The sequence below is a fragment of the Streptomyces sp. NPDC096132 genome (genome assembly GCF_044763345.1).
In the GTDB taxonomy this organism is placed as follows: Bacteria; Actinomycetota; Actinomycetes; order Streptomycetales; family Streptomycetaceae; genus Streptomyces.
In genome coordinates this window covers 496899-509227 of the sequence record NZ_JBIWGA010000002.1, presented here as the reverse complement: position 1 = coordinate 509227, position 12329 = coordinate 496899, and the positions used below count along the sequence as shown (strand labels likewise).

The following is a 12329-nucleotide window of genomic DNA, read 5'->3' as shown; positions in this document are numbered from 1 at the left end:
GAAGAGAGACCCGTAACCCATGTCCTGGCTGTCCAGGTTCAGCCTCGCCCAACGGGCCCTGATAGGCCTGATGTCCATCGTCGCGCTCGTCTTCGGCGCGATCGCCGTCCCGCAGCTCAAACAGCAGCTGCTGCCCACCATCGAACTGCCGATGGTGTCCGTGCTCGCGCCCTACCAGGGCGCCTCCCCGGACGTCGTCGAGAAGCAGGTGATCGAGCCGATCGAGGACCAGCTGGAGGGTGTCGACGGCATCACCGGCGTCACCTCCACCGCGAGCGAGGGCAACGCCGTCATCGTGGCGTCCTTCGACTACGGCAACGACACCAAGCAGCTGGTCGCCGACGTCCAGCTGGCCGTCAACCGGGCCGGCGTCCAGCTCCCGGACGCCGTGGACCCGCAGGTCGTCGCCGGTTCCACGGACGACATGCCGACCGTGGTCCTCGCGGTCACCTCCGACAAGGACCAGCAGGCCCTCGCCGACCAGCTCGACACGACCGTGGTGCCTGCCCTGAAGGACGTCGACGGCGTCGGCCAGGTCACCGTCACCGGCGTCCGCGACCTCCAGGTCACCGTCACCCCGGCCGACGCGAAGCTCGCCAAGGCCGGGCTGACCACGCAGTCGCTCGCCCAGGCCCTGCAGGCGGGCGGCGCGACCGTCCCGGCCGGCGCCTTCGACGAGGACGGCAGCAACCGCACGGTCCGCGTCGGCGGCGGCTACACCTCCGTCCAGCAGATCGAGGACCTGCGGATCCCCGGTGTCGGCGGCAAGAAGCCGGTCCGTCTCGGTGACGTGGCCACGGTGAAGCAGGAGGAGGCCCCGGCCGACTCCATCACCCGCACCGACGGCAGGCCCAGCCTCGCGGTCATGGTCACCATGGACCACGACGGCAGCGCGGTCGCGATCTCGAACGCCGTCGAGGACAAGCTGCCGAGCCTGCGCGAGGACCTCGGCTCCGGCGCCACGATCACCGTCGTCAGCGACCAGGGCCCGGCCGTGTCGAAGGCCATCGAGGGCCTGACGACCGAGGGCGCGCTCGGTCTGCTCTTCGCGGTCCTGGTCATCCTGGTCTTCCTGGCGTCGGTCCGCTCGACGCTGGTCACCGCGGTCTCCATCCCGCTGTCCGTCGTCCTCGCCCTGATCGTGCTGTGGACCCGCGACCTGTCGCTCAACATGCTGACCCTGGGCGCGCTGACCATCGCCATCGGCCGGGTCGTCGACGACTCGATCGTGGTCCTGGAGAACATCAAGCGCCACCTCGGCTACGGCGAGGAGCGGCACACGGCGATCATCACGGCCGTCCGCGAGGTGGCCGGCGCGGTCACCTCCTCCACCCTCACCACGGTCGCCGTGTTCCTGCCGGTCGGTCTGGTCGGCGGCATGGTGGGCGCCCTGTTCGGCGCGTTCAGCCTCACCGTGACGGCCGCCCTGCTGGCGTCCCTGCTGGTCTCGCTGACGGTCGTGCCGGTCCTGTCGTACTGGTTCCTGCGCGCCCCCAAGGGCACCTCGGAGGACGCCGAGGAGGCCCGTCGCGTCGCGGAGGAGAAGGAGGCGAGGAGCCGTCTCCAGCGCCTCTACGTCCCCGTCCTGCGGTTCGCGACCCGGCGCCGGCTGACCAGCGTGGCCATCGCGGTCGTGGTGCTGCTGGGCACCTTCGGCATGGCCCCGCTGCTGAAGACCAACTTCTTCGACCAGGGCGAGCAGCAGGTCCTGACGGTGAAGCAGGAGCTGAAGCCCGGCACCAGCCTCGCGGCGACCGACGTCCAGGCCGGGAAGGTCGAGAAGCTGCTCGCCGGCGTCAAGGGCGTGAAGGACTACCAGGTCACCGTCGGCTCCTCCGGCTTCATGGCGGCCTTCGGCGGCGGCACCGACACCAACCAGGCCTCCTACCAGGTGATGCTGGAGGACTCGGCGTCGTACGAGGACGTCCAGGACCGGATCGAGGACGGGCTGAAGAAGCTCGACGGGATCGGAACGACCACGGTCGCCGCCGGTGACGGCTTCGGCAGCCAGGACCTGAGCGTCGTCGTGAAGGCGGCCGACGCGGGTGTGCTGCGCACGGCGTCCGAGCAGGTCCGCAAGGCGGTGGCCGGCCTCGACCACGTCACCGACGTCACCAGCGACCTCTCGCAGAGCGTGCCGCGCATCTCGGTCACGGCGAACTCCAAGGCCGCGGCGGCCGGTTTCGACGACCAGACGCTGGGCGCGGCGGTCACCCAGGCCGTCCGCGGGACGACGGCCGCGAAGGCGGTGCTCGACGACACCGAGCGGGACGTCGTCATCCGGTCGGCGAAGCCGGCGCAGACCCTCGCCCAGCTCAAGGCCCTGCGTCTGGGCCCGGTGAAGCTCGGTGACATCGCCGCCGTCCGGCTCGTCGACGGCCCGGTGTCCATGACCCGGATCGACGGCCGGCGCGCGGCCACCGTCACCGCCCGGCCGACCGGCGACAACACGGGCGCGGTCAGCACCCAGCTCCAGTCGAAGATCGACGCGCTGAAGCTGCCGGCGGGCGCCACGGCCGAGATCGGCGGTGTCTCCTCCGACCAGGACAGCGCGTTCAAGAACCTGGGCCTGGCGATGCTCGCGGCGATCGCGATCGTCTTCATGCTGCTGGTCGCGACCTTCCGTTCGCTCGCCCAGCCGCTGATCCTGCTGGTCTCCATCCCGTTCGCGGCGACGGGCGCGATCGGCCTGCTCGTCGCCACCGGCACCCCCATGGGCGTCCCGGCGATGATCGGCATGCTGATGCTCATCGGCATCGTGGTGACCAACGCGATCGTCCTGATCGACCTCATCAACCAGTACCGCAAGCAGGGTCACGGCGTCGTCGAGGCCGTGGTCGAGGGCGGCCGGCACCGTCTGCGCCCCATCCTGATGACCGCGCTCGCGACCATCTTCGCCCTGCTCCCGATGGCCCTGGGCGTCACCGGCGAGGGCGGCTTCATCGCCCAGCCGCTGGCGGTGGTCGTGATCGGCGGTCTGATCACCTCGACCCTGCTCACCCTGCTCCTCGTCCCGACGCTGTACGCGATGCTCGAACTCCGCAAGGAGCGCAGGGCCAAGAAGAAGGCCCTGAAGAGGCAGACCGCACAGCCCGAGAAGACGCCCGAACCGGCCGGCGTCTGAGGACATGTCGGCGTGACGGACCCCGGGTCCGTCACGCCGACGCTTTTCCCCCGTGGCCGGTTCCCTATGCTGAGCGCTCGAACTGATCTGCGGCGGAAGGGAATCGGGACGTGCCGCTCCACAAGGACGACCCGAAGGCGCTCGGTGGATACAAGATCGTCGACCGTCTCGGGGCCGGAGGCATGGGCATCGTCTACCGGGCCCGCTCGCGGTCGGGGCGCGAGGTCGCCCTCAAGGTGGTCCACGCGCAGTACGCCGAGGACGCCGTCTTCCGCGCCCGGTTCCGGCAGGAGATCGAGGCCGTCCGCAGGGTGAGCGGCGCCTTCACCGCGCCGGTCGTGGACGCCGACCCGGAGGCCGCGCGGCCCTGGATGGCGACCCAGTACGTGCCCGGGCGCTCACTCGCCGACCGGATCCGCGAGGGCGGCCCGATCCGGGACGCCGAACTGCGGCTGGTGGCGCTGGGGTTGGTGGAGGCGCTGCGGGACCTGCACCGGGCGGGCGTGGTGCACCGCGATCTGAAGCCGGCGAACGTCCTGATGGCCGAGGACGGCCCCCGTGTCATCGACTTCGGTATATCCAGGGCGGCCGAGAACCACAACACCCTCACCGAGACCGGCCAGATGATCGGCACCCCGCCCTTCATGTCGCCGGAGCAGTTCGTCGACGCCCGCTCGGTCGGACCCGCCTCCGACGTGTTCTCGCTCGGGGCGCTACTGGCGTACTCCCTCACCGGGCGTGGCCCCTTCGACGCCGACAGCCCCTATCTGACCGCCTACCGGGTGGTCCACAACGAGCCGGTGCTGGAAGGGGTGGCACGCCCCCTGCGCACCGTCCTGGAGCGCTGTCTGGCCAAGGAGGCCAAGGAACGGCCCGGACTCGACGAGCTGGCCCGGGAGTTCGCGGCCGTCCTGCCCGAGTACGCGCAGGACGAGCCGCACACGATGAGTCTGCGGGTGGACACACTGCGGGCCGCGCTGCGGGACGGCGCGGCGACCGACCCGGGGACCGGCGCTCATCGCACCGCCACTTCCGTCACCGGCTCCGGCCGCCGCCGCCCGTGGTGGCGCGGACTGCCGGGACTGCTCGCCGCGTCCGGCCTCATGGCCGCGTCCCTCACCGCACTTTTCGCGTTCGCCCCGCTCGACCCCGAAGAGGCCGCGCAGGCGCGCCCCTCGGCATCCCCCTCGTCCCGCTGGGCGGCTGTCCCGGCCGGCTGGAAGCCCTGGCAGACGACCGTGTCGGCGGACGCCGAGCGCGGTGTCCGCGAGGCCCAGGGGGCGGACTTCGCCGCGCCGTTCTGCCTGACGGACCACGGCGCGGTCTACTGCGGCGGCACCGCGCTCCTCCCGGAACGGATCGACGGCGCCACCGGCAGGACGCTGTGGCGTGCGGACATCACGCCCGCCGGGTACTCGGCCGACCGGTACCAGACGGCGGTCATCGGGGTGCACGACGGTCTGGTGCTCGTGGAGCTGACGGTCGACGAGAAGTCCGGGGAGACGAAGGAGCACCTGATCCTCGGCCTCGACGCCAAGACCGGCGACAAGGTGTGGTCCCAGAAGGCGAACTACGACGGCGTCGGGGGAGCGGTCTACTCCGGCGGGCTGGTCCTGGTGCAGGACGACGACGGCCCGTCGGTGATCCTGCGCTCGGCGGCCGACGGGAGGGAGCGCTCGCGGGTCTCCCTGCCCGCCAACCACTACTGCGGGATGCTGGCGGTGGCGGACCGCGCGGTCGTGCAGTGCACCAGCGCGTCGGAGGACTCCGACGACACGCAGTTCATGGTCATCGACCCCGCCAACGGATCCCTGCTGCGGTCGACGGGAGTGGCGGCGGACGAGAACTTCCTCGGCATCCTCGACGGGCAGCTGATCTTTCTGGCGTACGAGGACGACGGGACCCTCAACAGCGACGTCGCCTACGACCGCATCGTGCGCGTCGACCCCGGAAGCCGCGAACGCGAGGTGACCGAGCTGTCCGAGAAGTACACGGGGCGGGCGGTGCTGCGGGACGGCACGATCTGGTTCTCCAACTCCAGCGGCCGGGTGAGTGCCGTCTCGGCCCGCACCGGCAGCCGGACCTGGCAGACCCACACCAACCTGGAGGCACCGGGCGACGTCACCGTGGACGACGACGGGCGCACCGTGTACATGGCCACCGGCAGCGGACGGGTGGCGGCGCTGGACGCGGCCAAGGGCACCCTGTTGTGGGAGTCGGGCGCCCGCGCCGAGATCCTGCCCGACGGGATCGTGCCCACCGTGCTGGCCAACAAGGGCGCCCTGGTGGTGGTGACCGCCGACGGCACGGTCTTCACCCTCGACCCGGCCCACCCCGACCGGAAAGCGGTCTCGGCGGGGTGAGCACGGGCCGGGGTGGACCGGCTACGGCAGCGCCAGCATCCGCTCCAGCGCCAGCTTCGCGAACGCCTCGGTCTCCTTGTCGACCTCGATGCGGTTGACCAGCTTGCCCTCGGCGAGGGACTCCAGGGCCCAGACCAGGTGGGGGAGGTCGATGCGGTTCATGGTCGAGCAGAAGCAGACCGTCTTGTCGAGGAAGACGATCTCCTTGCCCTCGGGCGCGAAACGGTTCGCCAGGCGGCGCACCAGGTTCAGCTCGGTGCCGATGGCCCACTTCGAGCCGGCCGGGGCGGCTTCCAGCGCCTTGATGATGTACTCGGTCGAGCCGACGTGGTCCGCCGCGGCGACGACCTCGTGCTTGCACTCGGGGTGCACCAGCACGTTCACGCCGGGGATGCGGGCGCGGACGTCCTCGACCGACTCCAGGCTGAAGCGGCCGTGCACCGAGCAGTGACCGCGCCACAGGATCATCTTCGCGTCGCGCAGCTGCTCGGCGGTCAGCCCGCCGTTCGGCTTGTGCGGGTTGTAGACGACACAGTCCTCCAGGGACATGCCCATGTCCCGGACGGCCGTGTTGCGGCCCAGGTGCTGGTCGGGCAGGAACAGCACCTTCTCGCCCTGCTGGAAGGCCCACTCCAGGGCTCGCTGGGCGTTGGAGGAGGTGCAGATCGTGCCGCCGTGCTTGCCCGTGAACGCCTTGATGTCGGCGGACGAGTTCATGTACGAGACGGGCACGACCTGCTCGGCTATGCCGGCCTCGGTGAGCACGTCCCAGCATTCGGCGACCTGCTCGGCCGTCGCCATGTCGGCCATGGAGCAGCCGGCGGCGAGGTCCGGGAGGACCACCTTCTGGGCGTCGGAGGTCAGGATGTCCGCCGACTCGGCCATGAAGTGCACACCGCAGAACACGATGTACTCGGCCTCCGGGCGGGCGGCCGCGTCCCGGGCCAGCTTGAAGGAGTCGCCCGTGACGTCGGCGAACTGGATGACCTCGTCGCGCTGGTAGTGGTGGCCGAGCACGAAGACCTTGTCACCGAGCTTCTCCTTGGCCGCGCGGGCGCGCTCGACCAGGTCCGGGTCGGAGGGCGAGGGCAGGTCGCCGGGGCACTCGACGCCCCGCTCGCTCTTCGGGTCGGCCTCACGGCCGAGCAGCAACAGGGCGAGCGGAGTCGGCTGTACGTCGAGCTCCGTGGTCTGGGCGGTGGTCACGACACGCACCCTTTCTACTTTTCGTCGATCTGACGCTATCTATGATAGCTTGCTTCGTGTCACTTTGACGATGGTCATCGCGTCGATGTGACATGAATCCCGGACACGGCGCGCAGAGGCCGGTCGCGCGGGCCGTGCGGTCGCTGTTCGCTTCGTCGCCGGTGTGCGAGCATGAAGGAACAGGCAGAGAATCTGGCGACGAGAAGTGCCCGGCCCGGAATGAATCCGCGGCCCCGTCGGTTGCAACCGTCGGCAAGCAGTCTCCGTACAACCCGGGAGAGATGTAGATGTCCGTATCGGACGAGACCAGCACCGTCACCGACGGCATCATCCTGTCCGACGCCGCAGCGGCGAAGGTCAAGGCCCTGCTCGACCAGGAAGGCCGTGACGACCTGGCCCTGCGTGTCGCCGTGCAGCCCGGTGGCTGCTCCGGCCTGCGCTACCAGCTCTTCTTCGACGAGCGCTCCCTCGACGGCGACGTCGTCAAGGACTTCGGCGGCGTCAAGGTCGTCACCGACCGCATGAGCGCCCCGTACCTGGGCGGCGCGTCCATCGACTTCGTCGACACCATCGAGAAGCAGGGCTTCACGATCGACAACCCGAACGCGACGGGCTCCTGCGCCTGCGGTGACTCCTTCAGCTGAGCCCATGACGGCGTGAGGAAGGCGGCGGCACCCTCCCGAGGGTGCCGCCGCCTTCGTCGTCCCACGGCGCCTACTGCACGTCGGGCAGCCGCGCCCCGTCCTTCTCCAGCGGCACGGCCCCGCCGTCCGAGCCGACCACCTTCCGGCTGCCGAGCGGCTCGTCCAGCTGCACGGTCAGGTGGTACTCCTTGGCGATCATGATGCAGACCTTGTCCGGCCAGGGCGTCTCGGTCACGGTGACCGTCACCTCGTCCGTGCTCTCCTTCGCCGTCGCCTCGTAGTCGCCGCACACCCCGCCGGTGAAGCTCACGACCAGCTCCTTGCCCTCGGCCGTGTAGCCGTCCACCTGCACGTCCCGCGGACCCGCGGTGCCGCTGGGCGTGGGCGTCGGTGCCGTGGCCGCCTTCAGATACGCCGGGTCGACCGCCGGCTGCGTGACCCGGTACTCGTCCGCGGCCCCCGAACCCTTCACGTCGAACAGCCAGGACGGGACGAGCACCTGCCGCCCGCCCGAGCTGTGCGGGGCGAGCCCGAGCACCGCGTCCTCGATCGTCACCGTCTCTCCCTGGGGAGCGCCCGTGGACGAACCCGTGGAGGAGCCGGTGGACGAGCCGCACGGGCTCTCCAGCCGGTCCTTCAACGGCACCGGGCTGGCGCACCCTCCGATGCCCATCCGATGGCCGGCGTCACTCGACGCCGCGTTCAGCGCGTCCAGCGCCTCCTCGGCACTCAGCAAGGGGTACGTCTCACCCTCGGCCGGTGCCTTCAGCTGCCCGTTCCCGCCGATGACCACGCCGTCGGAGCCGACGCTGATCCCGGTCGTCCACCCGTAGGTGGGCAGTCCGCCGACCTCCGGGTCCGCGTTCACCACCCGCTGGGCGCCCATGACCTGGCTCGCGTCCACCTTGGCGTCGTCCTGCCCGACGGCCTTCAGGATCGGCGCCGCCGCCTTCTTCGCGGCCGCCTCACTCACCGGGTCGGCGGCCGGGGCGGCCGGATCCTGCGTGCACTTGGCGATGCCGCCCTTGCAGTTGTCGGTGCCCGGCGCGTACCGGCTGAACGTCCACATGCCCGGCGCCTGCCGGTTCACCCGCAGCACCGGTCCCGAGCCGTCGTTGCCGGAGCCGACCTTCCAGGCATCCCCGTCGACCACGGGCGTCCCGTCCACCCCGAGCGCCTTCGCCAGCCGGGCCACCTCGTCCTTGCCGACCGCGCCCTTCGCCCAGTACACGGGCGCGGAACCGGGGCCGTCGGGGAGCGTGCCGTCGGCCTTGTACGTCACCCCGTACGGGTTCGGCTCACCGGGCGCGATGCCGTTCGAGCCACCGTCGGAACCGTCCGCCGTGTAGTCGTCCAGCACGAGCGGCGCGGGCGTGCCGTCACCGGAGGGCGCGCCGGCACCGGAACCGGAGCCACCGGTGGCCTGCGCACCGAGGTACGCCCCGCCGCCCCCGACCAGCAGCACGGCGGCGGCGACGGAGGCGACGAGGAGGGGGGAGCGGCGTCGGCGCACGGGGGAGGGCTCGTGGTCGCCCCGCTCGACCTCGTCGACGGCTTCCACGGCCCGCGCGGCCTTGCCGACGGCGGCGGCCTCCGCGCCGGCCGTGTCCTCGCCGACCGGCGCGGCGGTCTCGGCCTCACCGACGGCTGAGGCCTCGTCCGTCCGCGCGGCCTTCTCGGCTTCCTCGGCCTCTCCGCCGGGCGGCACGACTTCCTCGGCCTCGTCGACGGGCGGCGCTGCGTTCTCGGCCTCGTCGACGGGCGGCGCTGCGTTCTCGGCCTCGTCGACGGGCGGCGCTGCGTTCTCGGCCTCGTCGACGGGCGGCGCTGCGTTCTCGGCCTCGTCGACGGGCGAGGCTGCGTTCCCGGCCTCGTCGGCGGGCGGCGGGGCGTTCCCGGCCTCTTCGGTCGGCGCGGCCTCCTCGACCTGCTCGGGCTCTTGTTTTTCGGCGCGCGCGGGTTCCTCGACGCTCTCGGCCCGTTCGGCCTTCTCCGTCGGCGCGACCTTCTCGGCCCGCGCGGCCGGGTCGGCGGAAACCCTCTCCTCCGGCTCGCGCGCGGCGTCGCTGTTCTCGGGTCGCTCGGTGTTCACCGCATCGCTCCTTCGGCTGCCCTGCTGTCGTACCTCACATCCCCTTTACGGGGGACAGCGATGGGACGCGGCGGGGGAGCGCACGGTTCCCTTCCGGGCGCCGTACGGCGGAAAGCCCTGGCCGTACCTGGGGAAACCCCTAGTTGCCGTAGTCCGGCATGGCCTCCAGCAGGCGCGCGGACCTCGCCGGGACGTTCACGCCGTGGATGAGTGACGGGGAGACCGGACGGGAAGTGATCTTCTCCGGGGCCGCCCAGTGTGGAACCATCCGTGCGCAGTCGCCACGCAGCGACGCGAGGTCGCCGTCGAGGTCGGCCGGAGCGGGGGCTGCGTGGAGCTCGAGGTTCGTCATAGCGGAACCGTAAGCACGCTCGAGCCCGCGAAGAAAGATCTACTATCGGGTAGTTTCGGCTGCTTCAGTGGCGCCCCTCGACCGGGTAGCGTGAACTGTCAATCCCCCTCCCCTCAGGAGAGTCCACGCCGTGCGCATCGCAGTCACCGGCTCCATCGCGACCGACCACCTCATGACGTTCCCCGGACGTTTCTCCGACCAGCTCGTCGCGGACCAGCTCCACACGGTCTCCCTCTCCTTCCTCGTGGACAACCTGGACGTACGCCGGGGCGGAGTGGGTGCGAACATCGCCTTCGGGATGGGGCAGCTGGGCACGCGGCCGATCCTGGTCGGCGCCGCGGGCGCGGACTTCGACGAGTACCGCGCCTGGCTGGACCGGCACGGCGTGGACACCGAGTCGGTCCGCATCTCCGAGACCCTGCACACGGCCCGCTTCGTGTGCACCACCGACGCCGACCACAACCAGATCGGCTCCTTCTACACGGGCGCGATGAGCGAGGCCCGCCTGATCGAGCTGAAGACCGTCGCCGACCGCGTCGGCGGTCTCGACCTGGTCCTGATCGGCGCCGACGACCCGGAGGGGATGCTCCGCCACACGGAGGAGTGCCGCGCCCGCGCGATCCCCTTCGCCGCCGACTTCTCGCAGCAGATCGCCCGGATGGAGGGCGAGGAGATCCGGATACTGCTGGAGGGCGCCACGTACCTCTTCTCGAACGAGTACGAGAAGGGCCTCATCGAGTCCAAGACCGGCTGGACGGACGCCGAGATCCTCGCGAAGGTCGGCCACCGCGTCACCACCCTCGGCGCGCGCGGCGTCCGGATCGAGCGCGACGGCGAGGACCCGATCGAGGTCGGCTGCCCGGACGAGGAGCGCAAGGCCGACCCCACGGGCGTCGGCGACGCCTTCCGCGCGGGGTTCCTCTCCGGCCTCGCGTGGGGGGTCTCGCACGAGCGGGCCGCCCAGGTCGGGTGCATGCTGGCGACGCTCGTCATCGAGACGGTGGGGACGCAGGAGTACCAGTTGCGGCGGGGGCACTTCATGGAGCGGTTCACCAAGGCGTACGGGGACGAGGCGGCGGCGGAGGTTCGCAAGCACCTCGGGTGAGGGTGGATCGTCGTCGGGTGCAGGTGCGTGGGGGCTGGTCGCGCACACGCGGCGGTAGCCGCATGTCGACACAGCCCCGCGCCCCTGGGTGGGTCAGCTGAGCCTGCGGATCAGGTATGCCGTCCCCTTCTCCGCCGGCTCCTCGCCCACGTACTCCTGCCCCCGCATCTCGCACCACGCCGGGATGTCCAGGCGGGCCGCCTCGTCGTCCGACAGGACCCGGATCCGGCCGCCCACCGGCACGTTCCCGATGACCTTCGCGAGTTCGATGACCGGGATCGGGCAGCGCTTGCCGAGGGCGTCCACGACCAGGACGTCCTCCTCCACGGCCGTGGCGGGTGCCGGTGCCCCGAGCTTCTCGCGTACCCCTGCCACCACGCCCGGCAGCACCGCCAGGAAACGCTCCACGTCCTCCTCGGCCGCCCCCGCGGGCAACGACACCCGCACATTCCCCTCGCTCAGCACCCCCATCGCCTTGAGCACATGGCTCGGCGTCAGCGTGCTGCTGGTGCAGGAGGAGCCCGAGGACACCGAGAACCCCTCCCGGTCCAGCTCGTGCAGCAGCGCCTCCCCGTCGACGTACAGGCAGGAGAAGGTGACGACCCCCGGCAGCCGCCGCTCCGGATCCCCCACCACCTCCACGTCCGGCACCAGTTCGGGCACCCGCACCCGAATGCGCTCCGTCAGCTCCCGCAGTCGTACGGACTCCTGGACCGCCTCGGCCCGTACGGCCCGCAGGGACGCGGCGGCCGCCACGATGGCCGGCAGGTTCCCGAACTCCTCCACCTCCCGCGCCGCGAACCGCACCCCCTTGCGCACCACGAGCAGCCCGACGCCCGACGGCCCGCCCCACTTGTGCGCACTGGCGGTCAGGACCGACCAGTCGCCGTCCACCCGCCCCCACCCGAGGGACTGCGCCGCGTCCACCAGCAACGGCACCCCGGCCGCCCGGCACACCTCGGCCACTGCGGCCACCGGCTGCTCGGTCCCCACCTCGTGATTGGCCGACTGCAGGCACGCCAGCGCGGTGTCGGCCCGCAGCGCGTCCTCGTACACCCCGGCCTCCACGGCGCCGCTCCGCACCACCGGAACCCGGGTCACCGTCCCACCCTCCGCCTCGTGCGCTTCGGCCGAATGGAGCACCGACGAGTGTTCAACGGATGACACGATCAGGTGACGCCCGACCCGCCGACGCCCCGCCAACACCCCCGCGATGCCCGTCTGTACGGCCCGGGTCCCGGAGGACGTGAAGACCAGCTCGTCCGGTCGGCACCCGACGGCCTCCGCAGCAGCCTCCCGAGCGGCGTCCACCAGCATCCGAGCCCGCCGCCCCTCCCTATACAACCGCCCCGGATCGGCCCACCCCTCATCAAGAGAGGCCAACAGCGCCTGACGGGCGACGGGATGAAGGGGAGCGGCGGAAGCGGCGTCGAAGTAGGCCAT

Annotated in this window: 8 protein-coding genes; 4 read left to right on the top strand and 4 right to left on the bottom strand. The window is 71.3% G+C overall.

The features are described 5' to 3' along the window. Nucleotides 1-19: 19 nt before the first annotated feature. Entirely contained in the window at nt 20-3124 is a 3105-nt protein-coding gene (locus ACIRF9_RS06670; protein ID WP_403817334.1) for an efflux RND transporter permease subunit, read from the top strand. A 110-nt stretch (nt 3125-3234) separates the two neighbouring features. Beyond that, nucleotides 3235-5487 (top strand): PQQ-binding-like beta-propeller repeat protein, encoded by a 2253-nt coding sequence (locus ACIRF9_RS06665; RefSeq protein WP_403817331.1) that lies wholly within the window; start codon nt 3235-3237, stop codon nt 5485-5487. Between the two features lie 21 nt (nt 5488-5508). Here the strand turns inward: ACIRF9_RS06665 and nadA are convergent, their stop codons facing one another. Beyond that, a complete protein-coding gene (nadA, locus tag ACIRF9_RS06660; RefSeq protein WP_403817328.1) occupies nt 5509-6693 on the bottom strand; it encodes a quinolinate synthase NadA in 1185 nt (394 codons plus the stop codon). A 287-nt stretch (nt 6694-6980) separates the two neighbouring features. Between nadA and ACIRF9_RS06655 the strand changes: the two genes are divergently transcribed. Beyond that, nucleotides 6981-7337, top strand: a complete 357-nt coding sequence (locus ACIRF9_RS06655) for an iron-sulfur cluster assembly accessory protein (protein WP_030582488.1) — start codon at nt 6981-6983, stop codon at nt 7335-7337. 70 nt (nt 7338-7407) lie between these two features. Here ACIRF9_RS06655 and ACIRF9_RS06650 read toward each other — a convergent pair whose 3' ends face one another. Together ACIRF9_RS06650 and ACIRF9_RS06645 are read right to left on the bottom strand one after the other, a co-directional pair. After that, nucleotides 7408-8898, bottom strand: coding sequence for a hypothetical protein (locus tag ACIRF9_RS06650; RefSeq protein WP_403817960.1), 1491 nt, complete (start codon nt 8896-8898; stop codon nt 7408-7410). Nucleotides 8899-9568: 670 nt separating this feature from the next. Continuing rightward, nucleotides 9569-9781: a hypothetical protein gene (locus ACIRF9_RS06645; RefSeq protein WP_403817325.1), complete on the bottom strand. Its 213-nt coding sequence runs from the start codon at nt 9779-9781 to the stop codon at nt 9569-9571. A gap of 130 nt (nt 9782-9911) precedes the next feature. Here ACIRF9_RS06645 and ACIRF9_RS06640 point away from each other — a divergent pair, with 130 nt between their 5' ends. Then, nucleotides 9912-10886: a carbohydrate kinase family protein gene (locus ACIRF9_RS06640; protein ID WP_403817322.1), complete on the top strand. Its 975-nt coding sequence runs from the start codon at nt 9912-9914 to the stop codon at nt 10884-10886. Nucleotides 10887-10979: 93 nt separating this feature from the next. Here ACIRF9_RS06640 and ACIRF9_RS06635 read toward each other — a convergent pair whose 3' ends face one another. Further along, complete coding sequence (locus ACIRF9_RS06635) at nt 10980-12329, bottom strand: cysteine desulfurase/sulfurtransferase TusA family protein (protein ID WP_403817319.1); 1350 nt, start codon at nt 12327-12329, stop codon at nt 10980-10982.